The 23,642-nt window shown below is 64.5% G+C and carries 20 protein-coding genes; 11 read left to right on the top strand and 9 right to left on the bottom strand.

The window, feature by feature from the left end; genetic code table 11:
• Position 1: 1 nt before the first annotated feature.
• Positions 2 to 874, bottom strand: coding sequence for a tRNA glutamyl-Q(34) synthetase GluQRS (gluQRS, locus tag B5V03_RS15460; RefSeq protein ID WP_129271125.1), 873 nt, complete (start codon positions 872 to 874; stop codon positions 2 to 4).
• Between the two features lie 193 nt (positions 875 to 1,067).
• Here gluQRS and B5V03_RS15455 point away from each other — a divergent pair, with 193 nt between their 5' ends.
• On the top strand, positions 1,068 to 1,721 hold the full coding sequence (locus B5V03_RS15455; protein ID WP_129271233.1) for a DNA-3-methyladenine glycosylase family protein: 654 nt from the start codon (positions 1,068 to 1,070) through the stop codon (positions 1,719 to 1,721).
• Here B5V03_RS15455 and B5V03_RS15450 read toward each other — a convergent pair.
• A complete protein-coding gene (locus B5V03_RS15450; RefSeq protein WP_129271124.1) occupies positions 1,718 to 2,605 on the bottom strand; it encodes a LysR family transcriptional regulator in 888 nt (295 codons plus the stop codon). The genes B5V03_RS15455 and B5V03_RS15450 overlap by 4 nt on opposite strands.
• A gap of 182 nt (positions 2,606 to 2,787) precedes the next feature.
• On the opposite strand from B5V03_RS15450, the gene B5V03_RS15445 reads away from it, so the two are divergent.
• The 7 genes from B5V03_RS15445 to B5V03_RS15415 all read left to right on the top strand — a co-directional run bounded on the left by B5V03_RS15445 (position 2,788) and on the right by B5V03_RS15415 (position 11,494).
• A complete protein-coding gene (locus B5V03_RS15445) occupies positions 2,788 to 3,762 on the top strand; it encodes an NAD(P)H-dependent flavin oxidoreductase (RefSeq protein ID WP_129271123.1) in 975 nt (324 codons plus the stop codon).
• A gap of 34 nt (positions 3,763 to 3,796) precedes the next feature.
• On the top strand, positions 3,797 to 4,981 hold the full coding sequence (locus B5V03_RS15440) for an ABC transporter substrate-binding protein (protein WP_129271122.1): 1,185 nt from the start codon (positions 3,797 to 3,799) through the stop codon (positions 4,979 to 4,981).
• A gap of 24 nt (positions 4,982 to 5,005) precedes the next feature.
• Complete coding sequence (locus B5V03_RS15435) at positions 5,006 to 6,520, top strand: acyl-CoA synthetase (protein ID WP_129271121.1); 1,515 nt, start codon at positions 5,006 to 5,008, stop codon at positions 6,518 to 6,520.
• A gap of 99 nt (positions 6,521 to 6,619) precedes the next feature.
• Positions 6,620 to 7,705, top strand: a complete 1,086-nt coding sequence (locus B5V03_RS15430) for a DUF2855 family protein (RefSeq protein ID WP_129271120.1) — start codon at positions 6,620 to 6,622, stop codon at positions 7,703 to 7,705.
• Positions 7,706 to 7,839: 134 nt separating this feature from the next.
• Complete coding sequence (locus tag B5V03_RS15425; protein WP_129271119.1) at positions 7,840 to 9,615, top strand: flavin-containing monooxygenase; 1,776 nt, start codon at positions 7,840 to 7,842, stop codon at positions 9,613 to 9,615.
• 134 nt (positions 9,616 to 9,749) lie between these two features.
• Complete coding sequence (locus tag B5V03_RS15420; RefSeq protein ID WP_129271118.1) at positions 9,750 to 10,727, top strand: peptidyl-alpha-hydroxyglycine alpha-amidating lyase family protein; 978 nt, start codon at positions 9,750 to 9,752, stop codon at positions 10,725 to 10,727.
• Positions 10,728 to 10,936: 209 nt separating this feature from the next.
• Entirely contained in the window at positions 10,937 to 11,494 is a 558-nt protein-coding gene (locus B5V03_RS15415; RefSeq protein ID WP_018316280.1) for an HNH endonuclease, read from the top strand.
• A 104-nt stretch (positions 11,495 to 11,598) separates the two neighbouring features.
• On the opposite strand, the gene B5V03_RS15410 is transcribed toward B5V03_RS15415, so the two are convergent.
• From B5V03_RS15410 to B5V03_RS15400, 3 genes are all read right to left on the bottom strand, one after another.
• Positions 11,599 to 12,942, bottom strand: a complete 1,344-nt coding sequence (locus tag B5V03_RS15410) for a squalene monooxygenase (RefSeq protein WP_129271117.1) — start codon at positions 12,940 to 12,942, stop codon at positions 11,599 to 11,601.
• Between the two features lie 206 nt (positions 12,943 to 13,148).
• Positions 13,149 to 14,609 (bottom strand): GH1 family beta-glucosidase, encoded by a 1,461-nt coding sequence (locus B5V03_RS15405; protein WP_129271116.1) that lies wholly within the window; start codon positions 14,607 to 14,609, stop codon positions 13,149 to 13,151.
• 2 nt (positions 14,610 to 14,611) lie between these two features.
• The gene (locus B5V03_RS15400) at positions 14,612 to 15,613 is read right to left on the bottom strand and encodes a glycoside hydrolase family 16 protein (RefSeq protein WP_129271115.1); all 1,002 of its coding nucleotides are present in this window, start codon (positions 15,611 to 15,613) and stop codon (positions 14,612 to 14,614) included.
• Positions 15,614 to 15,930: 317 nt separating this feature from the next.
• Here B5V03_RS15400 and B5V03_RS15395 point away from each other — a divergent pair, with 317 nt between their 5' ends.
• From B5V03_RS15395 to B5V03_RS15385, 3 genes are all read left to right on the top strand, one after another.
• The gene (locus tag B5V03_RS15395; RefSeq protein WP_129271114.1) at positions 15,931 to 17,187 is read left to right on the top strand and encodes a glycosyltransferase family 87 protein; all 1,257 of its coding nucleotides are present in this window, start codon (positions 15,931 to 15,933) and stop codon (positions 17,185 to 17,187) included.
• Between the two features lie 273 nt (positions 17,188 to 17,460).
• Positions 17,461 to 17,682 carry a dodecin gene (locus B5V03_RS15390; protein WP_129271113.1) on the top strand — a complete coding sequence of 74 codons (222 nt, stop codon included), beginning with the start codon at positions 17,461 to 17,463 and terminating at the stop codon, positions 17,680 to 17,682.
• 179 nt (positions 17,683 to 17,861) lie between these two features.
• Positions 17,862 to 19,766: a sensor domain-containing diguanylate cyclase gene (locus tag B5V03_RS15385; RefSeq protein WP_129271112.1), complete on the top strand. Its 1,905-nt coding sequence runs from the start codon at positions 17,862 to 17,864 to the stop codon at positions 19,764 to 19,766.
• 49 nt (positions 19,767 to 19,815) lie between these two features.
• Here the strand turns inward: B5V03_RS15385 and B5V03_RS15380 are convergent, their stop codons facing one another.
• The 4 genes from B5V03_RS15380 to B5V03_RS15365 are packed head-to-tail and all read right to left on the bottom strand — an operon-like array spanning position 19,816 to position 23,618.
• Positions 19,816 to 20,784 (bottom strand): ABC transporter ATP-binding protein, encoded by a 969-nt coding sequence (locus tag B5V03_RS15380; protein ID WP_129271111.1) that lies wholly within the window; start codon positions 20,782 to 20,784, stop codon positions 19,816 to 19,818.
• Positions 20,781 to 21,776, bottom strand: a complete 996-nt coding sequence (locus B5V03_RS15375) for an ABC transporter ATP-binding protein (RefSeq protein ID WP_129271110.1) — start codon at positions 21,774 to 21,776, stop codon at positions 20,781 to 20,783. Before B5V03_RS15375 ends, B5V03_RS15380 begins: the two co-directional genes overlap by 4 nt.
• Entirely contained in the window at positions 21,776 to 22,693 is a 918-nt protein-coding gene (locus tag B5V03_RS15370) for an ABC transporter permease (RefSeq protein ID WP_129271109.1), read from the bottom strand. Before B5V03_RS15370 ends, B5V03_RS15375 begins: the two co-directional genes overlap by 1 nt.
• Entirely contained in the window at positions 22,659 to 23,618 is a 960-nt protein-coding gene (locus B5V03_RS15365) for an ABC transporter permease (protein ID WP_129271108.1), read from the bottom strand. The genes B5V03_RS15370 and B5V03_RS15365 overlap by 35 nt, the downstream gene beginning before the upstream one ends.
• Between the last annotated feature and the right edge of the window lie 24 nt (positions 23,619 to 23,642).

Below are 23,642 nucleotides of genomic sequence, written 5' to 3'. Positions count from 1 at the left end.
CTTAGCCTAATCCCACCAACCGGCGGATACCGGCGGGCGAAATACCGGCGTTGCGCAACTCCCGCAGACCGGTCGAGCGGCTCGATTTCGACAGCTTCCGCCCCTCGCCATCACGAATCAGGGCGTGGTGGCGATAGACGGGGTGCGGCAGGCCGAGCAGGACCTGCAGCAGGCAGTGGACCGAGGTCGCGTGAAACAGGTCCTGCCCCCGCACCACCTCGCTGACGCCCTGAAGCGCGTCGTCGACGACGACGGACAAATGGTAGCTGGTCGGCGTCTCCTTGCGCGCCACGATGACGTCGCCCCAGGCCTCGGGCCGCGCCGGGACGAGGCCGTGCTCGCCATCGGGCCCTTCGCCCAACTCGTTCCAGGTCAGGCCGGCGACGCGCTGGCAGGCGGCCGCCATGTCGAGCCGCAGCGCGTAAGGCACGCCGGTGTCAATCAGGCGCGCCCGCTCGTCCGCGGGCAACGATTTGGCGTCACCGGGATAGAGCGGCGCGCCATCGGGATCGCGCGGCCACAGCCCATCGGCCTCGCGCGCGTCCACCAGCCTTGCGATCTCAGCGCGGCTTTCGAAGGCGGGATAGACGAGGCCGAGCGCGGAGAGCCTTTCCAGCGCGGCACGATAATCGGAAAGATGTTCCGACTGCCGCCGCACCGGCGTCTCCCAGGCGATCCCGAGCCAGGCGAGGTCTTCGTCAATCGCCGTCTCGAACTCCGGCCGGCAGCGGGTCGCGTCGATGTCCTCGATCCGCAGCAACAGCCGCCCGCCCGTCTCGCGGGCGCGGTCGAAGTTCAGCAGCGCCGAATAAGCGTGGCCGAGATGCAAGAGGCCATTCGGGCTGGGGGCAAATCGGAAAACGGGTGGCGCCATGCGAAGGATCTCGTCATGGCCGGGCTTGTCCCGGCCATCCACGTTCTTCGTTGCCACATACCAACGATGTCAAGATCGCAGGACGAGCAGATGCGACGGCCGCCACTCATGCTAACAATGATGCGCGGTTAGAAGGACGTGGATGGCCGGGACAAGCCCGGCCATGACGCCGGAGAGAGTCTGCCAGGCCATCATGACCATCCACCTCGAAACCCAGTCCGATCTCGAAGAAGCCGTCCATGCGCTGGTCAAGCGCGATCCGCGGCTCAAGCCTGTGCTCGAAATCGCGGGCATGCCCGCCTTGCGGCGGCGCGAGCCCGGCTTTACGGGGCTGGCGCACATCGTTTGCGGGCAGCAGCTTTCGACCGCGAGCGCCGCGGCGATCTGGGGGCGGCTGTCGGCCGCGTTCGATCCGTTCGACCATGACGCGGTGCGCCGCGCCCGCACCGACCGACTGGGGCGGCTCGGCCTGTCCGCTGCCAAGATCAAGACGCTGAAGCATCTCGCCCGTGAGATCAATGCGCAGCGGCTGAACCTCGACGTGCTCGCTGAGGAAGACGCCGAGGCCGCGCACCATACGCTGATTACGCTGCCCGGCATCGGCCCGTGGACGGCCGATGTCTATCTGCTGTTCTGCCTCGGGCATGGCGATGCCTGGCCGGCCGGCGATATCGCCGTGCAGGAGGGGATCAAGGTTGGCCTGGGGCTCCAGGCGCGGCCGACGGAAAAGCAGATGGCGCCTCTGGCCGAGCCATGGCGACCGCTGCGCGGCGCAGCCGCGCATCTGTGGTGGAGCTATTATCGCGTGATCAAGAAGCGCGAAGGCGTCATCGGCAACCAGCCCTAACCCCGCAGCCGTTCGCGATCGGCGCGGGCGCATTCCGCCACGAAGTCGACCACGGCGCGCACCGCGGACAGCTCGACCAGATCAGGATGGGCGAGCAGCCAGAGGTCGGCGACGCTGGCGAGTTTCTGCGGCGCGACGCGTACCAGGTCCGGATAGCTTTCCGCGACGAAACAGGACAGCGCTGAGATTCCGATCCCGGCGCGCACCGCCGCCAGCATGTCGCCCTGCGACGAGCAGCGCATCACCATGGTGCCCTGACGGGTGATCGTATCGCTCCAGCGCGCCAGCTGCGCGTTGGAATCCTGGTCGGCAAAGCCGATGACGCTGTGCCCCTTCCACTCGCCGCTCCGTTCCGGCAAGGACCGGCCGGCGGCATAGTCGCGCGAGGCATAGAAGCCGGTGCCGAGACGGCCGACCTTGCGGCCGACCAGGTTTTCCTCACCGCTGTCGACCGGGCGCAGCACAACATCGGCCTCGCGGCGACGCACGCTGGCCGGGAACGGATGCGTGATGATCTCGAGCCGGATGTGATCATGCGCGCCCAGGAAGGATCGCAGCCGCGGCATCAGCCAGTGCGAGGCCAGCGTCGCGCCGATCGATAGCTTGACCGTGCCGCGCGCCTTGCGCCCGCCAGCGGCAACGGCGGCCTCGGCCCTGAGTGCTGCGACCGCCATCGCCTCCGCATGCTCGCGGAGCGTACGCCCATCGGCGGTGAGCACGAATCCATCCGCGGCGCGCACCAGCAGTTTTGTGCCGAGCTGCGCCTCCAGCGCCGCGATCTTGCGGCTGACGGTCGGATGGCTGGCGTGCAGCCGTCGCGCCGCGGCCGTGAAGCTGCCGGTGTCGGCGACCGCGACAAAGGTCTTGCAGAGGTCCCAGTCCACCGCCAGCTCCGTTCAAACTTGAGTACGCGCATGTTCAATATTGAACGATCCCCTGCCCGGCGTCCAACCCTATAGTGGGGTCAAAGCGCTGGGCGGCGGATACCCCCGCCGGCGCGACAATCGACATGGAAGCGCTCACAATCGGCCGGCAGGCCGTCGACGCGCGTCGTCAGGAGGATCGGATGGCACTGCCCGCCCTGCTCAAGAACACACTGGAGCTGCCCGTCGTCGGCTCGCCCCTCTTCATCGTCTCCGGACCGGAGCTGGTGATTGCGCAGTGCAAGGCCGGAATCGTCGGCTCGTTTCCCGCGCTCAATGCCCGTCCGGTCGAGAAGCTCGACGAGTGGCTGAGCCGCATCGAGGACGAGCTCGGGGAATACAAGTCGCGCAATCCCGGCAAGAAGGTCGCGCCCTACGCCGTCAACCAGATCTGCCATGCCTCCAACGACCGGCTGATGAAAGACATGGAGACCTGTGTAAAGCACAAGGCGCCCATCATCATCACCTCGCTGCGACCGCCGGCGGAGCTTGTCGAGGCCGCGCATTCCTATGGCGGGCTGGTGTTCCACGACGTCATCAACGTCAAGCATGCGCGCAAGGCCGCCGAGCAGGGCGTCGACGGCCTGATTCTGGTCTGCGCCGGCGCTGGCGGGCATGCCGGGACGCTGTCGCCCTTCGCGCTGGTGCGCGAGGTCAAGCAATGGTTCGACGGCGCGATCCTGCTGTCGGGCGCGATCAGCGACGGTTTTGGCATCGCCTCCGCGCTGACGCTGGGCGCCGACCTCGCCTATATGGGCACGCGCTTCATCGCGACGCAGGAAGCCAACGCCGATGAAGCCTACAAGTCCGCGCTGACGCAGCACGCCGCGCACGACATCGTGTACACTAACCTGTTCACCGGCGTGCACGGCAACTATCTCGGACCCTCGATCGCCGCGGCCGGACTTGATCCGGACAATCTCCCGGTCGCCGACAAATCGAAGATGAATTTCGGTTCTGGCGGCAACATGAAATCCAAGGCGTGGCGCGACATCTGGGGATCGGGCCAGGGCATTGGGCAGATTACCGACGCGCCGCCGGTCGCTGAGCTGGTCGACCGGATGAAAGCGGAATTCGATCAGGCCCGGCAGGATTTCCTGATGCGGGCCAGCGCCTGACGTTTCGGACAAACAAGAACAACGGGAGGACATCATGAAGCTGGCAGCCGCACTGATCGGCATGTCGTTGCTGACGCTTGCCTCCGGGGGCGCCCATGCCGACGACAGCAACGAGATCCGCATCGGGCAGACCCTGCCCTATAGCGGTCCGGCCTCCGGCTTCGGCGCGATCGGGCGGACGCAGGAAGCGTTCTTCGAGAAGGTCAATGCCGAAGGCGGCATCAACGGGCGCAAGGTCAAGTTCATCACATTGGACGACGCCTACTCGCCGCCGAAAACGGTCGAGCAGACCCGCAAGCTGGTGGAGCAGGACGAGGTGCTGATGATGTTCGGCTCGCTCGGCACCGCCACCAACAGCGCCGTGCAGCGCTACCTCAACGCCAAAAAGGTGCCGCAGCTGTTCGTGCTCTCGGGCGCGACCAAATGGGCCGATCCGCAGAAGAACCCGTGGACGATGCCGGGCATGGCAGCCTACGAATCCGAGGGTGTCGTCTATGCCAAGTACATCTTGCAGTCCAAGCCCGACGCCAGGATCGCAATCCTGTCCCAGAACGATGATTTCGGCCGCGACTATGTCGCCGGCTTCAAGCGCGCGCTCGGAGCCAAGGCCGCCAGCATGATCATCGCGGAGGCGAGCTACGAGACCAGCGCGCCGACGATCAGCTCGCAGCTCTCGACCCTGAAGGCCTCCGGTGCCAACGTGCTGTACGGCGTCGTGCTCGGAAAATTCACCTCGCAGCTGGTCAAGGGCGTGGCGGAAATCGGCTGGAAGCCGGACTTGGTCTTTGTGCCGACCTCGGCGTCGTCGATCTCGTTCCTCGAGCCGGCCGGGCTCGACAACGCGGTCGGCCTGATCTCGTCGAGCAATCAGAAGGACACGATGGACCCGCAATGGGCCGAAGACCCCGGCGTGAAGGCGTATTTTGCGTTCATGAAGCAATACATGCCGACCGCGGACCTCTCCAACTCCAACTACGCGGCCGGCTACCATTACGCGACGCTGCTGATGACGGTGCTCAAGGCCTGCAAGGACGATGTCAGCCGCGACAACATTATGCGCCAGGCCGCCTCGCTGAAGGAGATCAAGTTACCGCTACTGCTGCCGGGCATGTCTGTTACGACCGGCCCCGACGACTATCTGCCGTTCCAGCAGCTTCAGCTCCGCCGTTTCAACGGCAAGAGCTGGGTCGGGTTTGGCGACGTACTGGATGATCGCTAGGCTCAAGCGAAATAAGGACACGCCATGATCATCAGCGGCGAACGCCGGATCGGCTATGACGAGATCCATGCCCGCATCAGGCGGGCCGCCAGCGGACTTCGCGGGCTCGGCCTTGCCGAGGGCGCTCCGGTGGCCATGATGCTGCGTAACGATTTTGCGCTGTTCGAGGTGGTCGCGGCTTCCGCCGCGTTGGGCAGTCCGGTGGTGCCGATCAACTGGCATCTCAAGGCCGAGGAGGTCCGCTACATCCTGACCGACAGCGGCGCGAAGATCCTGGTTTGCCACGCCGATCTGCTGCCGCAAATCCGCGCCGGCCTGCCGGCCGATGTCCGCCTCCTCGTCGTCGCAACGCCGCCCGAACTCGCGACGACCTTCGAGATTACCCCTGATATGATCGAGGTTCCGGCCGGACTAAGCGACTGGGACAGCTGGCGCGACGGCCATCCGGAAATGCAGGAGCCACCCCGCCGGGCAGCAGCGATGATCTACACCTCGGGAACCACGGGCATGCCGAAGGGCGTGCGGCGCAGGCCGATGCAACCCGAGCAGGCGGCCGCCTCCGAACGGATGGGTGCGATCGCCTATGGCATCAAGCCGAACGACAATCAGGTCGTGCTGATCAACGGGCCGATGTATCACTCCGCACCGCATTCCTACGGCATGCTGGCGTTCCGCAGCGGCTGCACTATCGTCCTCCAGGCGCGGTTCGACGCCGAGGAGCTGCTGGCGCTGATCGAGCGCCACCGCGTCACCCATGTCCACATGGTGCCGACCATGTTCGTCCGGCTGCTGCGGCTGCCCGATGTCGTGAGACAGCGCTATGACCTCTCCTCACTGCGTTTCGTCGTGCATGGCGCCGCGCCCTGCCCGCCCGAGATCAAGCGCGCCATGATCGATTGGTGGGGACTGGTCATCAACGAATATTTCGGCTCGACCGAGACCGGCATCCCGGTGTGGCATTCGGCCGAGGAGGCATTGAACAAGCCGGGCACGGTCGGCCGCGCCATCGAGGGCGGCATCGTCAAAATCTTCCGCGAGGACGGCAGCCTCTGCGGTGCCAACGAGATCGGCGAAATCTACATGCGCCAGACGGCCGTGCCCGATTTCGATTATCACGGCAAGGCGCAGGCGCGTGCCGAGGCCGGGCGCGATGGTCTCGTCAGCGTCGGCGACGTCGGCTATCTCGACGAAGACGGCTATCTGTTCCTGTGCGACCGCAAGCGCGACATGGTGATATCGGGCGGCGTCAACATCTATCCCGCCGAGATCGAGAACGTGCTGATCGCGATGCCCGGCGTGCGCGATTGCGCGGTGTTCGGCATCCCCGACGCGGAATATGGCGAGCGGCTGTGCGCCTGCATCGAACCGGAGACAGACGCGCAGCTCTCCCCCGCCGCGGTGCAGGCCTGGCTGCGCGAGCGATTGGCCAACTTCAAGGTGCCGAAAGTCGTCCAGTTCATGGACGCGCTGCCCCGCGAAGCGACCGGAAAGATCTTCAAACGCAGGCTGCGCGACCCCTATTGGGCAAACCAACCCTAGCGGGACGCGACAAACAGCGTTTAAAACTATGTTGCCGTTGCAAACGCCTTGCGCATGACCGATGAGATCCCGGCGCGGACCAGAGCCGGGATCGACACCATGACAGCCATCGACTTCATCGTTGCGCGAGACGATTTCGAGAATTGCAAGACGATCGCCACCGAGCTGCCGGCGGCGAACGCGCTGCCACAGGATGCTCTATTGGTGAAGGTTGACCGCTTCGCCCTGACCGCCAACAACATCACCTATGCCGTGCTCGGCGACGAGCTGAAATACTGGCAGCTCTTTCCTGCACCACACGGCTTCGGCAACATTCCGGTATGGGGCTTTGGCGAGGTGATCGCCTCGAAACATCCGAACGTCCCGACGGGTGAACGCCTGTTCGGCTATTTCCCGATGGCGACGCATCTCGTGATCGAGGCCTCCGACGTCAGCAAGCGCGGTTTGCGTGACGGTGCTGCGCATCGGCAAGTCGCCGCGCCGGTCTACAACGCCTATGCGCGCGTCGGCGGCGATCCCGCCTATGCCGGCAAGCAAGGTGACTACCAGGCGCTGCTACGGCCGCTGTTCATGCTGTCATTCCTGGTCGACGACTTCCTTGCCGAGAACGACGACTTTGGCACAAGCACGGTTTTGCTCTCCAGCGCCTCGAGCAAGACTGCGTTCGGCCTTGCGCATCTGCTGCATGCGCGCGGCCGCAACGTCGTCGGCCTGACCTCATCAGGCAATGCCGGCTTCGTCACCTCGCTCGGATGTTACGACGAGGTCGTCACCTATGATCGCGTGACGTCGCTGCCAACGGACGTGACGGTCGCCTTCGTCGACATGGCCGGCAACAGCGCGCTGCGAACCGCGCTGCACCGACATTTCGGCGACCAGATGAAATGCTCGGTGCGCGTCGGATTGACGCATCGCGCCACCGAGCCCGACGAAGGCGCGCTGCCCGGTGCAAAGCCGCGCTGGTTCTTCGCGCCCGACCAGATCCGCAAGCGCGCCAAGGAGTGGGGCCCCGGCGGCATCGAGCAGCGCTTTGGCGCAGCGTGGTCTGGCTTTTCGCCGATGCTGGAGACATGCCTGACCGTGGTCGAGAGCCACGGCCCCGAGGCGGTGCGGCAGGTCTATCTCGACACGCTGAAGGGCCGCATTCCGCCGGAGCAGGGCCACATGCTCTCGCTGCTCGGGTAAAGCGCTTTTGACGCCAGCTGATCCGGTATAGCGTCGACCTCCTATGATTGGAGCATGATCTCTTCGGAAAACCGCCGCACACTTTTCCGGATCATGCTCGAGGAAACGCCGCGAAGACGGCCACGAGGTCGCGCATGCTGGACAAGACGAAGGATATTTCCGTCGCCGCGCAAGCCTGGCTCGACGGGTTCGAGCGCTCGCTGGGTAAGCCTGATCCGGCCGAACTCGGCCATCTCTTCCTCGCCGACAGCTTTTGGCGCGATGTGCTGGCGCTGAGCTGGAACCTGCAAACGCTTGCCGGGCGTGATGCGATTGCGGAGGAGCTCACAACGCGCGTGCCCGAAGCAGCGCCGAGCAATTTCAAGATTGCGCCGAACCGCGCCCCCCCGCGCTGGGTGACGCGCGCCGGCACCAACAATATTGAGACCATCTTCAATTTCGAGACCGCGCTCGGCCGCGGCAGCGGTATCGTGCGGCTTGTTTCCGATCCCGCCGACGGCGACCGCCTGAAGGCATGGACTTTGCTCACCGCGCTTGACGAGCTCAAAGGGTTCGAAGAACAACTCGGCCTATCGCGGCCACGCGGCCAGGCCTATTCGCGCGATTTCCGCGGACCGAACTGGCTCGATTTACGCAACGCCTCGGGTGACTATGCCGATCGTGACCCGACCGTGCTGGTGGTCGGCGGCGGCCAGGCCGGGCTCGCGACCGCGGCGCGGTTGAAGCAGTTGAAGGTCGACACGCTGATCGTCGATCGCGAGACGCGGATCGGCGACAATTGGCGCAAGCGCTATCATGCGCTGACCCTGCACAACCAGGTGCAGGTCAATCACATGCCCTACATGCCGTTTCCGCCGAGCTGGCCGACCTATATCCCCAAGGACAAGCTCGCCAACTGGTTCGAAGCTTACGTCGATGCCATGGAGCTGAACTTCTGGACCGGCACCGAGTTCGAGGGCGGCTCTTACGACGAGGCGAAAGGCAGCTGGACGGTGACACTGCGGCGCGCCGACGGCAGCGGGCGCACCATGCATCCGCGCCATGTGATCATGGCAACTGGCGTCAGCGGCATCGCCAACGTGCCCGATATTCCGACGCTGGACAATTTCAAGGGGACGCTGCTGCATTCCAGCCGCTATGAGGACGGCGAAAACTGGACCGGCAAGCGCGCGATCGTCATCGGCACCGGCAACAGCGGTCACGACATCGCGCAGGATCTCTGCTCCAGCGGCGCCGAGGTGACGCTGGTGCAGCGCTCGCCGACGCTGGTCACCAATATCGAGCCCTCGGCGCAGCTCGCTTATGCGACCTACAACGAGGGCACGCTCGAGGACAACGATCTGATCGCGACCTCGATGCCAACGCCGCTGGCGAAAAAAAACCATGTGATGCTGACCGAGCAATCGAAGGAGCTCGACAAGGAGCTGCTCGACGGCCTCGCCCGCGTCGGCTTCAAGCTCGATTTCGGCGAGGCCGGCACCGGCTGGCAGTTCAAATACCTCACCCGCGGCGGCGGCTATTATTTCAACGTCGGCTGCTCCAACCTCATCGTCGAGGGCGCGATCAAACTCAAGCAGTTTGCCGATATCGAGAGCTTCACGGCCGACGGCGCGCGGATGAAGGACGGCTCGACCATTTCGGCCGACCTGATCGTGCTCTCGACCGGCTACAAGCCTCAGGAATATCTGGTGCGAAAGCTGTTCGGCGACGGCGTCGCCGACCGCGTCGGCCCGGTCTGGGGCTTTGGCGACGGCTTTGAGCTGCGCAACATGTATGCGCGCACTGGGCAGCCCGGCCTGTGGTTCATCGCCGGCAGCCTCGCGCAGTGCCGCATCAATTCGAAATACCTCGCGCTCCAGATCAAGGCGATCGAGGAGGGGATTTTGGAGCGTGAGGTGGGCGCAACTTGAGCCACACCGTCATTGCGAGCGAAGCGAAGCAATCCAGACTGCCCCCGTGGAAAGATTCTGGATTGCTTCGCTTCGCTCGCAATGACGACGCGGATACAAACGAGTACGATAGAGACAGCTAAAGGAAGGGACACATGCCAGCCATTCTCGGCACCGGCGAGCACCGCTACCGCGTCGTCGAAAATTTTGCGAAATTGCCGGACGGCTGGACGCTGACCGACGTTGCGTCCGTCGCGGTCGACAGCAAGGACCGCGTCTACGTCTTCAACCGCGGCGCCCATCCGATGGTGGTGCTGGACCGCGAGGGCAATTTCCTCCGGAGCTTTGGCGAAGGCCTGTTCTCCCGCGCCCATGGCCTGCACATTGATGCCGACGACAATCTCTATTGCACCGACGACGGCGACCACACCGTGCGTAAATGCACCACCGACGGCAAGGTGCTGCTGACGATCGGCATCCCTGAGAAGCCCTCGCCGTTCATGAGCGGCGAGCCGTTCCACCGCTGCACGCACACCGCGCTGTCGCCGAAGGGCGAGATCTACGTCTCCGACGGTTATGGCAATGCGCGCGTGCACAAGTACACGCCGGACGGCAAGCTGATCAAAAGCTGGGGCGAGCCCGGCACCGATCCCGGCCAGTTCAACATCGTGCACAATATCGCCACCGATGCCGACGGCTGGGTCTATGTCGCCGACCGCGAGAACCATCGCGTGCAGGTGTTCAACGGCGAGGGCAAATACGAGACGCAGTGGAACAATCTGCACCGCCCCTGCGCGCTGTGCTGCTGTGGCGGGGCCAAGAACCCGACCTTCGTAATCGGTGAGCTCGGTCCGGGCCTCGATATCAACCGCAATGTGCCCAATCTCGGCCCGCGGCTGTCGATCGTCGATGCGCAAGGCAAACGCGTTGCCCGGCTCGGCGGCGAAGAGGGTCCGGGCGTTGCCAGCGGCAAATTCCTGGCGCCGCACGGCATCGCACTGGATTCGAGGGGCAACATCTATGTCGGCGAGGTCGGCGTCACCAACTGGACAACAAGCTTTCCGAACGAGGAGATGCCGGCCGTCGTGCGCGCGACGCGGTGCCTGCAGAAGCTGGAGCGGGTGCGGGAATGAGGCACCGGCAACGGCGTCGGGCAGTTCCGGGCCAGCCAGCTTCGCATGGACCCCTCCCAAATCGCGGCGTTTTTGAGCGTTTGCCACCCCGCCGCCGCATTGCATGCGCCTGAATAAGTCGCTCAACGGGCTTCACAATCCCGTCACGCTGCATGTAGTATGTCAATACATGCTGCTTCGCAGCGTATATTGGAGGCCGGGAGCGTTACTTGAACGCACATGTCTCGCAAGGCAGTTGGCCGGTGCTGGTCCTGAACGCGGACTTCCGGCCGCTGAGTTACTACCCACTGTCTCTGTGGTCGTGGCAGGACGCGATCAAGGCGGTGTTTCTCGATCGCGTCAACATCGTCGCGCATTACGACCAGGCGGTTCACAGCCCCACGCTGCAAATGCAGCTGCCGAGCGTCGTCTCGCTCAAGTCCTTCGTCAAGCCGACCACCCATCCGGCCTTCACCCGGTTCAACGTCTTCCTGCGCGATCGCTTCGCCTGCCAATATTGCGGCTCGCCCGAAGACCTCACTTTCGATCACATCATCCCGCGCAGCAAAGGCGGCCAGACCACCTGGGAGAACGTGGTCGCGGCGTGCTCGCCGTGTAACCTGCGCAAGGGCAATCTCACCCCGGTGCAGGCCAAGATGTTTCCGCGCCAGCACGCCTTCGCGCCGACCGTGCACCAGCTCCACCGCAACGGCCGCCTGTTTCCGCCGAACTACCTGCACGACAGCTGGCTGGATTATCTCTACTGGGACACGGAGCTGGATCCGTAGGGTCGATGCAGCGTCCACCGCTGCACGCCCGGCCATTCATGCGATTTGCTCACCGCAAACAAAAGGCCCGCCGGCTTGCCGACGGGTCTTCGTTTTATCGAACATCAGGCATTCTGCGCGAGGGAGTGGGCCTCGATCCGTCGCCGCATATCGGGCTCGTTGAGCAACTCGAACGGCTCCATGAGCTGCAGGACGTCCGAGAACGCCCTCTGAACCACCGGATCGGCCACGACCGCGCGGAATAGGGCAGCCTCGAACTGGCGGCTTTCCTCGTAGTGCTCCGGCCGTTCGCCCCTCGTGGTCGGATAGGCGAAATCGGCGTTCACGCCCATGTTCCATGGTGCTTGAAGGAACGCGCCCACTTCGGACATGAACGCGGCCTGGAGGGCCTCAATCGGGTCCGCTTCCCCGGCAACGCGATCCAGGATGCCGCGCAGCAGCTTTGCTTCGCGTGCCGCAACCGTCATGCCCTGTCCGTAGACCGGATTGAACCGGCACAGCGAGTCCGCAACTGGAAGAATCCCGCGCGGCAGCCGTTCGAGCCGTTCGAAATGCCGCCAGCGGCTCTCGTCCAGGACGAAATGCCGGAGGCCACCGGGTGGCAACAGCTTGTAGATCGCGTTGTAGATCGCGGGTGTCTTCAGTTGGCGCGCAACGGCAAGAAACTCTTCCCAGGTCTTCGGGCGGTCCGGCGCGCCGTGATGGGAGATCGATGTAATCCAGCGCCCACCTTCGAGAGGGATGATCAACCCGGATGTCGCCGACGTCGCCGGATCGGGCAACGTGACCAGAATTTTCCAATCGGACGAGACATTCCCGGGTCGAAGAACTGCGGTCGTGTAGCTGATGTCGACACCGACGGCGGTCTCCTGCGGCTTCTCCCAGCCGAGCACATCGAGCAAGCCGAGCGTCGGCGCACCGCGGCCGGACGCATCGACCACGAGATCCGCTTCGATCGCGGCACCAACACCGGCGTCGTTCTCGAACTTGACCAGCGGCCGGCTCGCCGCGGGCACGATCTCCGTCACACGGCTTTGCGTCTGCAATTTGATATTGGCGATCGCCATCACCTTCCGGCGCAAGGTGTGCTCGATCAACGGCCGCGAGGCACACAGCAGCGTCGTGCCGCAATCGCGTCGCGGCAGGGCGCCGACATCCGGCCGCTCGTATTGAATGTCCTTGAAGGCATTCACGGGAACTGCACCGGCGTCGGCAAGGTCGCGCTCGTATCCCGGGAACAGGGAGTCGAGTGCCTGCAATCCTCCGGCCAGCAGAAGATGTGGGTGTCGGTCCTGGGGAACGCCGGCACGGGACATGACTGAAGCCGGTAGCGCCTCGCGCTCTAGAATGATGACCTCCCTGAACGCAGAGGCAAGCGCCCCGGCCGCGGATAATCCACCCATCCCCGCCCCGATGACGACTGCGCGCTGCCCGAATTGACGGCTCATGTTCATTCCTTTGGTGGTTAGCTTCACCGCCTTTCTGTGCGTGGGCCGCGCTACGGGAATGTTTCTGATCGTGGGATCTTTGTTTCGATTGCAACGGAGCGGCCGGGAATGTGCGAGTGTCCCTCAAGAAATGACGAGCGGCGCCCTCGCGCGGCGTCTGCCGCCAATGATGCATGGATAGAGCGTAGTCCGGTTAGGACTTAGCCTCACACCCCGATCGCGTTCCGTGCCACCACGTCGCGATAGAACGCCGCGCTCAGTTTCGGCACCCTTGCCTGCGTCTCGAAGTCGACCCGGTACAGCCCGAAGCGTTTGCCGTAGCCAAAAATCCACTCGAAATTGTCCATCAGGCTCCAGAGGAAATAGCCGCGGATCGGCACGCCGTCGGCCACCGCGCGCTGCATCTGGGTGAGATAGTTGCGAAGGAACATGATGCGGTCGAGATCGTAGACCTGGCCGTCGGCGGAAATCCTGTCCTCGGACGAGGTGCCGTTCTCGCTGATGTAGATATTGTCGATGTTCCAGATCTTTGCGGCGAGGCGCGGCGCCCAGTAGATCACTTCAGGACCGACGCGGAGCCATTCCGAATTCATGTGCGGGAACGAGGTCGGGAACGGCAACACATGGAAGCCGGGCGCACGGTCGGAGGCGATGACGTAATATTGCGGCGCGTAGATGTTGAGGCCGACGAAATCGTTCGGCGTGCCGATGATCTTCAATTCCTCGGCCGTGAATTTTGGCGCGTCCGCGCCGGCATAGGCGAGGAAGCCGTCGGTGTATTTGCCCTCCAGCACCACGCCGAGGAAGCCGGCATTGAGCTCGCGCGTCGCGATCTCGGCAGCGCGGATGTTGTCCGGCGTTGCGATCGCCGGCACGCAAGCCGCGATATTCTCGGCCGCACCGACGCGGGTACCGGCCCGCCCGGAGGCGCGGATCGCCTGCACGGCAAGTCCGTGCGCGAGCGCGACATGATGGCGGGCCTGGTTGAGTTGGGCCGCCGGCAGCTTGAGGCCGGGTGCGTCGATACCCCAGCCATAGCCGAAGTTCACGAAGCGCCCGACCTCGTTCACGGTAAAGATGTTTTTGACACGATCGGTCAGGCGCGCGGCGACGTATGACGCGTAATCCGCAAAGGCTTTCGACGTATCACTCGATGACCATCCGCCAACACGATCCTGAAGCGCTTGCGGCAGGTCCCAGTGATAGAGCGTGGCGTAGGGGTCGATGCCGTTCGCGAGCAACTCGTCGACGAGGCGGTTGTAGAAGTCGAGCCCTTTCGGATTGGGCTGGCCCGCTCCTTCGGGGAACACCCGCGGCCATGCGATCGAGAAGCGGTAGGCCTTGACGCCGATCGCCTTGATCAGCGCGACGTCCTCCTTGTAGCGGTGATAGTGCTCGTTGGCGCGATCGCCGGTGGATCCATCCTCGATCTTGCCGGGCGTGTGGCTGAAAATGTCCCAGATCGACTTGCCGCGGCCGTCCTCGTTGACGGCACCTTCGATCTGGTAGGACGAGGTCGCCGTGCCCCACAAAAAATCCTTCGGGAAGGGCGCGTGGCGATCGGCCGCCGGCGTTTCATTCCCCGCAGCCCTGGCGCCCGCCGCCGTGCCCAGCGCGGCGAGGCCGGCGAGCTTTGTAAAATCGCGCCGCGAGACGTCCGCTGGCATCGCTATCTCCGCGCCCGCTCTATATCGATCTGATAGGCGGAAATCCGGTCGATCTCGAAAGCGACGCTCGGTGGCGATTCCGCATCGACAGGACTGACACCCGGAAAGAATTTCGATCCGATCGCGAGATTGACGATCATGTACATGGGATCGTCGAAGCCGATGGGGACCTTGATGTCGGAGACCGGTTTGCGGTCGATGAAATAGATCAGACGATCCTCCTCCCACAGCACACCGTAATTGTGGAAGGCGTTCGAAGCATCGCCGACCGCGAAGTCGAAGCCGCAGGACTGGATCTTCTGGGTCGACGGAATCCGCCAATGCGTCGTCATCACGAGATCGCCAGGCCGCTCGCCGCGGCCTTCGAGCACGTCGACCTCCGGCGGCCAGCCGCCATCATCCGCCAGCATCCAGAACGCCGGCCAGACCGCATGACCGACCGGCACCTTGGCACGGATTTCGAAATAGCCGTGCTTCTGCGCGAACGTGCCCTGCGTCGTCAGGATTCCCGAGATGTACTCATTGTTGAACAGCACCGGCTTCAATTCCGGCGGCGTGCGGCTGGCGATGATCGAGAGCACGCCGTCCTTGACCGTGAAGGGATCGAGCCCAAGCGCCGCCCCGGCACGTCCCGCGTAGCGCGGATCGACATAGATCTGCTGCTCGCCATTGGCGCTGGTCTTGCGCTTGAAGTCGGAGCCGTCGCCGCCCCAGTAGCGCGCCTCCGGCCACGCCGCGCCACCGGCATAGTGCGGCACCCAGCGTCCGTGCGACAGCGGATGCTCGTCGAAATCATCGTTGAAAGTCCGCCGCAACGGCAGGAACACGAGCGAGGCGGGATTGACGCTCTCCAGCCTGCGGCACGCGATCATGGAAGGATCGGTGGTGACTTGCAGCGACAGGCTGCGAGGCGCGTCATGAAGCTCGTCCTGCGCAGCAACAGGCGGCGACACGGCAGACAGGCCGATCGCAACCAGAGCGGCCTTCGCCCAACGGTCGATCATCACCGCACATCGAACATCTGAGGAACCTCGCCGAGGTTAGCTCGCCTGTCCCCGAACGGGCAAGCGAGCCCGCCCGGCGGCCGCGGGCGATTTCGAAAAGATACTCCTATGTCGAGCGGCCGAAAGTCGAGTCATCCCGGCGCAAGACCGGCGACGAACCGGGCCTGATTCCCGCGCCTCCATTCCGCAAGGGAGGCGCCGCCGCCAAAATCCTTCCGGATTCGTTACCGTCCCTTAAGCCCCCCAATGGCAGTTTGGCAGGGACCTGCGGACCTGCCCGCCCGGCCCCCATCCGTCAGGTTCGAGGTCGCCGCCCCATGCTCGCCGAAACACTGGAACAGGTTCAGCTCTCGCCGTCGAAGCGGACGACCTATGTGAGTTTCGTGCTGGCAGCGCTGGCGGTGATGGTGGCTTTCAAGACCTTCTGGTTCGCCCGCTGGGGCGGCTGGGCGGATCGCGATCTCGCCGATTTCGACGCCTTCCACATCGTCGCGCAGCGCGTCTGGCGCGGCGACCTCGACCAAGTCTATCACTTCGAGGCGCTGCTCAAGATGCAGACGGAGGCAGCCGGCGGCATGACCAGATTCATGCCCTGGACCTATCCGCCACAATACGGTCTCCTGCTCGCGCCGTTCGCGTTCCTGCCGGTCGGCGTCGGCTATCTCCTGTTCACCACCGCAACACTCGCGCTCTATCTCGTAACCCTGCGCGCGATCTCGGGCGTGAATTTCGCGCAAGTGCTGGTGATCCTGCTTCCGGCGCTCGCGATCAACATCGGATGCGGGCAGAATGGCTTTCTCACCGGCGCACTGATCGCACTCGTCTGCCTCAACGTCGAACGGCGGCAGCTATTGGCCGGCCTCGCACTTGGCGCCATGGTGATCAAGCCGCATCTTGCGATTGCCGCCGGCGTCTATCTGCTCGTGACACGGCGCTGGATTGCGCTCGGAACGGCTGCGGCCGTCGTATTGGCGAGCTCCCTGCTTTGCACATTCCTGTTCGGCTGGCAGATCTGGTTCGCATGGTTGGGGGCGATCAGGGTATCGGCGAGCTATCTCGAGCAGGGTTTTTATCCGCTCTTCCGCATGATCTCGACCTATGCGGCGCTGTACAAGGCCGGCTTTCCCGCAAGCGCCGCCTTCTGGGGACAAACGGCCGTTGCGGGGCTGGCCTTGTTCGCCGTCCTTCTCGGAACGGTGCGCGGCGCTTCGTCCAAATTCGCCCTCGGCGTCACCGTGATGGTATCGGTGATGATCAGTCCCTACGCTTATGATTATGACCTGCCGATGCTCGGGATCGGTCTCGCTTTGATCCTGCCCGATCTTCCCAAAGTGGCGAGCCCGCGCGAGCGCAACATCATTTGCGGGCTGATCCTGCTCGCGGGAGCCTATGGTCTGCTGCAATCGGCGCGGCTTGCAGTGCAGTTCGGGCAGAAGGCCGATCTCGATCAGCATTTCGCACCCGCCCTCGGCGGCTTCGCACTGATGGCATTGCTGGTTCTCTTGCTGACACTGCTGTGGCGCCGGACGCAGGCTGCACCTGCCTTGCCGCGAGCTGCACCACAGCGTCTCTAGACCCGCTGCAACGCCTGCGTCACGCCGCCGAGCGTGAGCGCCATCGCTGCCCATTCGCGCAGCCGAGCACCGTCACGCCGAGGCAAGGGAAGCCGATCGTCCTGTCGCGCCGCGCTGAATCCATGCCCAGCGCCTAGCCGCCAGATGCAGCCTGCTCCACCTCGGCTGGCGCACGCGACCTATCGCGGATGATGGAACCGGAAACGTTGGCGCTCGTTCAGATGAGGGCGCTGGCGGCAGCGGTGCCGCAGCGCAAACAAGGGGAGACGCGCCATGCCCACAGCCGAGAAGGATCACGTCTACAAGATCCTCGAACTCGTCGGCTCGTCCGACACGTCGATCGAGGATGCGATCAAGAACGCCGTCAGCCGCGCCTCCAAGACCATTCGCGACATGAAGTGGTTCGAGGTCGTGCAGACACGCGGCCACATCGAAAACGGCGCCGTACGCCACTACCAGGTGACGCTGCGGGTGGGCTTCACGCTGGAGGGATGAGGCAGGCGACGCCAGGTAAACCGGCCGCTGGGCCAGCGTGGTTAGCGTCCCACGACGATAACCCGTTGAAATAGTGCGGATTCCTCCTTCCGAAGACAGGTTCGGCACAATCAGCGCGGATCATGAAATAGGCCGTTAAGGCGAAAGTGAGAGGTTTGCACCGAATTGGAGCAAGCCTGATGGTCACGGGCCGCGAACTCGGCAAAACGCGCCTTCCGCTCTGGGCGGCGGGATTCGTCGTGCTGATCTGCGTCGCCATTCTCGGCTTGAGCGTCTGGCGCGAGTGGGAAGCGCGCAATGCCGAGCTCAGGAACGCCGAAGTCGACGTGGCCAATGTCGCGCATTCGCTGATCCAGCACGCGGACGACACGTTCGAGCTCGCCGATACGATCCTGGTCGGGCTGGCCCACCGGCTCGATCTCGACGGAATGGGCCCGGACACGATCGCGAAGCTCCAGGCCTATCTGCCGACCCGCAAGTCATCGGACCGCATCCGCGGCATCTTCGTCTATGACGAGACCGGCCGTTGGCTTGCCACCACCGAGCAGATCGACTTCTCCAAGCTCAACAACAGCGACCGCGAATATTTCCAACGCCATCGCAACTCGCCGGATCGCAGCACGCTGATCGGACGGCCCGTCAGGAGCCGCGCCGGCGGCCAGTGGATCATCACTGCGTCGCGCCGCGTGAACCACCCCGACGGCAGCTTCGCCGGCGTCGCCCTGCTTACGATCGACGTCGACTATTTCGTCAAGTTCTTCGAGCGGTTCGACGTCGGGTCGAACGGCTCGGCGTCGCTGCTGAACAATGACGGCATCATGCTGGCGCGCAGCCGCGACGAGAGCGGCGCCTTCATCGGACGCGACCTGTCCAATGCACCGTTGTTCAGGCAATGGGAAAGCCGGCCGGCCGCGGCGGTCTACTATTTCAAGTCACCGCTCGATAACGTGCAGCGGTTGAGCTACTACCAGCGCAGCAGCCGCTACCCCCTGATGGTGCTCGCAAGCAAGTCGCAGGATGAGGTGCTGGCCCCCTGGCAACGTGCAGCGGCCGTGCGCGTGGCCGTCGTTCTCGGCCTCGTCCTGCTGATCGCGATGATCGGCTTCTACCTGGTCCGCCAGCTCTCGCAGCGGCAGCGCATGGCACAGGCCCTGGTCGCCAACGAAGCCCATTTCCGCCTGCTCGCCGAGCAGTCCAGTGATATGGTGACCCGGATCGGGCTGGATGACCGGCTACTCTACGTCTCTCCATCGTGTCTGCGCATGATCGGCTGGTCTCCTGACGAACTCGTGGGCAAGTCGGCCGTGGCCGGCATCCACACGGAGGACATCGAACGGGTCGAACAGGCCGTTGCCGCGCTGAAGAACGGCGAGGCCGAGGAGGCGAGGTTCGTCTACCGCCAGCGCCATCGCGAGAAGGGCGATATCTGGGTCGAGGCGGCCCTGCACGTGACGCGGGCGTCCGACAGCGGCGAGATTGACGGCGTCGTCGCGGTCGTGCGCGACATGACCGAGCAGAAGGACTTGCAGGACAAGCTCACCTCACTCGCGGCGGCCGACGGGCTCACCGGGCTCGCCAACCGGCGCGCATTCGACGAACGCCTCGCGGACGAATGGGCGCGGGCCCGACGCGATGGCACGCAGCTCTCGCTACTCCTGATCGACGTCGATCATTTCAAGACGTTCAACGACCATTACGGACATTTGGCGGGCGACGGCTGCCTGCGCGCGCTGGGCCGGATCCTGTCCGCCCACGCCAGGCGCCCAGCCGACCTTGCGGCGCGCTACGGCGGCGAGGAATTCGCCATGCTGTTGCCAAATACCGTCGCGGACGGCTGCGCCGAACTCGGCGAAGAGATTCGCGAGGCGCTGCGCGAGCTCGCCATGCTGCATGCGCAAAACCTGCCCTCACGGCTCGTCACGGTGAGCGTGGGTGCGGCGACGAGCCTTCCGTCGCAGACCACCACGGATTGCAGCGCGCTGGTTGCGGCCGCCGACCGCGCACTCTACGCCGCCAAGGATGGCGGCCGCGACCGGCTGGTGATGTCGGGACAGGTCGTTCCCTGGCCGGCGAAACGCGCCTGACGCCTCTGGTGGGCACGCTTCGCTTTGCCCACCCTACGGGTTCATCGCATCAGGCCAGATGACACGCCACGAAGTGGCCGCCCGCCCCTTCCTTCAGCTCCGGCGCGCTTTCGGCGCAGCGCGGCTGGGCGATCGGACAGCGGGTGTGGAAATGGCAGCCGGACGGCGGCTTCATCGGGCTCGGCACGTCGCCCTTGAGGCGGATGCGTTCGCGCTTGAGCTTTGGATTGGGCACCGGCACCGCCGACAACAGCGCCCGGGTGTAGGGATGCTGCGGGTTGCGGTAGAGGTCGCTCGCCTTCGCCAGCTCGACGATGCGACCGAGATACATCACCGCGACGCGGTCGGAGATATGCTCGACCACCGACAGGTCATGCGCGACGAAGAGATAGGTGAGGTTCAGCTCGGCCTGGAGATCTTCCAGCAGATTGATCACCTGCGCCTGGATCGAGACGTCGAGCGCGGAGACCGGCTCGTCGCAGACGATCAGCTTCGGTTCGACCGCGAGCGCACGCGCGATTACGATGCGCTGGCGCTGGCCGCCGGAGAATTCGTGCGGGTAGCGGCGCATGTGCTCGGCCTTGAGGCCGACCTTCACGAGCAGGCTGGCGACGCGCTCCTCGCGCTCCTTCGCCGACGATCCGAGATTATGGATGATCAGGGCCTCTCCGAGGATGGCGCCGACCGTCATACGCGGGTTGAGCGAGGCGAACGGGTCCTGGAACACGAGCTGCATGTTCCGCCGCATCGCGCGCAAATCAGTGCCGCCGAGCTTGCGCACGTCCTGGCCGTCGAAAGTGACCTCGCCGTCGGTCGGCTCGATCAGGCGCAGCACGCAGCGCCCCGTCGTCGACTTGCCGCAGCCGGATTCGCCGACGAGACCGAGCGTCTCGCCACGATTGACCGAGAACGAGACGCCGTCGACCGCATAGACGCTGCCGACCTGGCGCGACAGCAGGCCACCGAGCACGGGGAAATGTTTCTTCAGGCCGCTGACGCGGAGCAAAGGTTCGCTCATGACGCGGCTCCCAGATTCGTATCTCCCAGGTGACAGGCCATGCGGTGGCCGGGCGAGATCTCGCGGAGCAGCGGCTCCTTCTCGGTGCAGACGCTCATGGCATGACGGCAACGTGGAGCAAAACGGCAGCCGACCGGCGGATTAATCAGGATCGGCACCGAGCCGCCGATCGCCTCCAGCCGCGTCTTGTGCTCGCTGTCGAGATCGATGCGCGGGATCGAGCGGATCAGGCCTTGGGTATAGGGATGGCCTGGATTGCCGAACAGATCGTCGACATGCGCCTCCTCCACCACCTTGCCGGCATACATCACGACGACCCGCTGCGCGGTCTCGGCGACGACGCCCATGGCATGGGTGATCAGCATCACCGCCATACCGAAGCGTTCCTTCATGTCCTGCAAGAGGTCGAGGATCTGGGCCTGGATGGTGACGTCGAGCGCCGTGGTGGGCTCGTCGGCGATGATCAGCTTCGGCTTGCAGGCGAGCGCCATCGCGATCATCACGCGCTGGCGCATGCCGCCGGAGAACTGGTGCGGATAATTGTGCACGCGGCCTTCGGCGTTGGGGATCTGCACCAGCTTCAGCATCTCGATGGTGCGTTCCATCGCCTGCTTCCTGGTCACCGCCTCGTGGCGGCGCAGGCTCTCGGCGATCTGCTCGCCGACGGTGAGCACGGGATTGAGCGAGGTCATCGGCTCCTGGAAGATGAAGCCGATCTCCTTGGCGCGGATCTCGTCCAGCTGATTGCTGGTCAGCGGCACCAGATCGCGGCCTTCGAAGATGATCTGGCCGGCTGCGATGCGGCCGGGCGGCATCGCGATCAGCTTCAGGATCGACATCGCCGTCACGGTCTTGCCGCAGCCGGATTCGCCGACGACGCAGAGCGTCTCGCCCTTGTTGATGGAGATGTCGACGCCGTCGACGGCCTGCAAAATGCCGTCGTCGGTGGAGAAATGGGTTTTCAGCCCTTTGATTTCGAGCAGCGGCGCCATCAAATCACCCGTCGCGCATCGAGCGCGTCACGCAAGCCGTCGCCGATGAAGTTGATGGCGACCACCGCGATGAAGATCGCGCCGCCCGGAAACAGCGCCCAGTGCGGGCCGATGTCGAGAAAATCCTTGGCGTCGAACAGGAGCCGGCCCCAGGTCGGCGTATCCGGCGGGAAGCCGAGGCCGAGAAAGGACAGCGTGGACTCGGCGATGATCGCGGCCGCAACGTCGATGGTGCCGGCGATGATCACTGGCCCCAGTGCATTGGGCAGGATGTGCCGCACCACCTGCCGCACCGGGCTTGCGCCGAGCGCGCGGGCGGCCTCCACGAACTCCTTCTCGCGGATCGACAGGAATTGCGCGCGCACCAGGCGTGCCACCGGCATCCAGCGCAAGCCGCCGATGACGAGCACGATCAGAACGAAGATGCCGCCTTCTGGACCAAACGCCTGCTTCAGCCCGTCGCGGAACAGATAGATCAGCAACAGCAGCAGCGGCAGTTGCGGTAGCGACAGGAACAAATCAGTGAGCCACATCAGGCCGTGGCCGAGCGCGCCCCGCGACATCCCGGCAAGCGAGCCGATCAACGTACCGACGAACACCGAGACCAGCATCGCGGCAAGCCCGACCGCGAGCGAGATGCGCCCGCCATAGATCATGCGCGCCAGGATGTCCTGGCCGAGATCGTCGGTGCCGAAGGGATGGGCGAGCGAGGGCCCCTGCAGGCCCGCGACGATGTCGATCTCGTTGATCTTCACGCGCCACACGAAGGGGCCGACCACCACGGCCAGCACCAGGATCAGCAGCAGGAAGGCGCTGACCACGGCGAGCTTGTGGCGGCTGTAACGCCGCCATGTCTCGCGCCAGGGCGAGTAGGTGCGCCGCTCAGCGGAGGGAGATGCGAGGGTCAAGCCAGCCATACAGGACGTCCGCGATGAGATTGAACAGCACGACCAGGCACGCAAACACGAAGGTCACGGCCATCACGACCGGCGTGTCATTGGACAGGATCGAGGAGATCAGCAGCGAGCCGATCCCGGGGATACGGAAGATCTGCTCGGTGACGATGGCGCCGCCGAACACCGCCGGCATCTGCAACGCGATCAGCGTGACGACCGGGATCATCGCGTTGCGCATCACGTGCTTGACGATGACCGTGGCCTGCCCGAGGCCCTTGGCGCGCGCCGTGGTGACGTAGTCGAGCCGGATCACGTCCAGCATCGCCGAGCGCACGAAGCGCGTCATCGACGCCGCCTGGAACAGGCCGAGCACCGCCACCGGCATGATCGCCTGCCGGATCATCTCGAGCACCCAGCGGATGCCGGTGCCCTTGATATCGGTGGTATAGACGAAGGGCAGCCAGTCCAGCGTCACCGAGAAGATGAGGATGAACAGCAGGCCGGTGAAGAAGGTCGGCAGCGAGAAACCGATGAAGGCGAGCGTGTTCGCGACCTGGTCGAACAGCGAATAGGGCTTGGTGGCCGCATAGACGCCGACGGGAATCGCGATCAGCAGCGCCAGGATCTGCGCCGAGCCGATCACGTAGAGTGTCGCCGGCAGACGCTGAAGGATCAGCGTGTCGACGTTCATCCGGCTGACGAAGGAGAAACCCCAGTCACCGTGCAACATGGCGTTGAGCCAGTGCAGGTAACGGAGGTAGATCGGATCGTCGAGGCCGAACTTGGCCCGGAGGGCGGCCTGCACTTCGGGCGGGACGTTCGGGTTCGTCGCCAGTTCCGAGAACGGATCGCCTGGCGCAAGCGCCAGCACGACGAACAGCACGACCGAGATTCCGAGCAAACTCGGAATCGCGATCATCAGACGACGCAGGATATACTGACTCATAGGGAAAGACCCCGGCTAGAATTG

Source organism: Bradyrhizobium betae (assembly GCF_004123905.1).
Taxonomy (GTDB): domain Bacteria; phylum Pseudomonadota; class Alphaproteobacteria; order Rhizobiales; family Xanthobacteraceae; genus Bradyrhizobium; species Bradyrhizobium betae_A.
This window is presented reverse-complemented; position numbering and strand designations above follow the sequence as displayed.

Bases quoted from the DNA above. Each gene is read 5' to 3' on its own strand.
- B5V03_RS15435 (WP_129271121.1), top strand. From the start codon at position 5,006: ATGATCATCAGCGGCGAACGCCGGATCGGCTATGACGAGATCCATGCC.
- B5V03_RS15370 (WP_129271109.1), bottom strand. From the start codon at position 22,693: ATGGCTGGCTTGACCCTCGCATCTCCCTCCGCTGAGCGGCGCACCTAC.
- B5V03_RS15375 (WP_129271110.1), bottom strand. From the start codon at position 21,776: ATGGCGCCGCTGCTCGAAATCAAAGGGCTGAAAACCCATTTCTCCACC.
- B5V03_RS15380 (WP_129271111.1), bottom strand. From the start codon at position 20,784: ATGAGCGAACCTTTGCTCCGCGTCAGCGGCCTGAAGAAACATTTCCCC.
- B5V03_RS15425 (WP_129271119.1), top strand. From the start codon at position 7,840: ATGCTGGACAAGACGAAGGATATTTCCGTCGCCGCGCAAGCCTGGCTC.
- B5V03_RS15430 (WP_129271120.1), top strand. From the start codon at position 6,620: ATGACAGCCATCGACTTCATCGTTGCGCGAGACGATTTCGAGAATTGC.
- B5V03_RS15390 (WP_129271113.1), top strand. From the start codon at position 17,461: ATGCCCACAGCCGAGAAGGATCACGTCTACAAGATCCTCGAACTCGTC.
- B5V03_RS15410 (WP_129271117.1), bottom strand. From the start codon at position 12,942: ATGAGCCGTCAATTCGGGCAGCGCGCAGTCGTCATCGGGGCGGGGATG.
- B5V03_RS15420 (WP_129271118.1), top strand. From the start codon at position 9,750: ATGCCAGCCATTCTCGGCACCGGCGAGCACCGCTACCGCGTCGTCGAA.
- B5V03_RS15385 (WP_129271112.1), top strand. From the start codon at position 17,862: ATGGTCACGGGCCGCGAACTCGGCAAAACGCGCCTTCCGCTCTGGGCG.
- B5V03_RS15455 (WP_129271233.1), top strand. From the start codon at position 1,068: ATGACCATCCACCTCGAAACCCAGTCCGATCTCGAAGAAGCCGTCCAT.
- B5V03_RS15405 (WP_129271116.1), bottom strand. From the start codon at position 14,609: ATGCCAGCGGACGTCTCGCGGCGCGATTTTACAAAGCTCGCCGGCCTC.
- B5V03_RS15395 (WP_129271114.1), top strand. From the start codon at position 15,931: ATGCTCGCCGAAACACTGGAACAGGTTCAGCTCTCGCCGTCGAAGCGG.
- B5V03_RS15440 (WP_129271122.1), top strand. From the start codon at position 3,797: ATGAAGCTGGCAGCCGCACTGATCGGCATGTCGTTGCTGACGCTTGCC.
- gluQRS (WP_129271125.1), bottom strand. From the start codon at position 874: ATGGCGCCACCCGTTTTCCGATTTGCCCCCAGCCCGAATGGCCTCTTG.
- B5V03_RS15400 (WP_129271115.1), bottom strand. From the start codon at position 15,613: ATGATCGACCGTTGGGCGAAGGCCGCTCTGGTTGCGATCGGCCTGTCT.
- B5V03_RS15445 (WP_129271123.1), top strand. From the start codon at position 2,788: ATGGCACTGCCCGCCCTGCTCAAGAACACACTGGAGCTGCCCGTCGTC.
- B5V03_RS15365 (WP_129271108.1), bottom strand. From the start codon at position 23,618: ATGAGTCAGTATATCCTGCGTCGTCTGATGATCGCGATTCCGAGTTTG.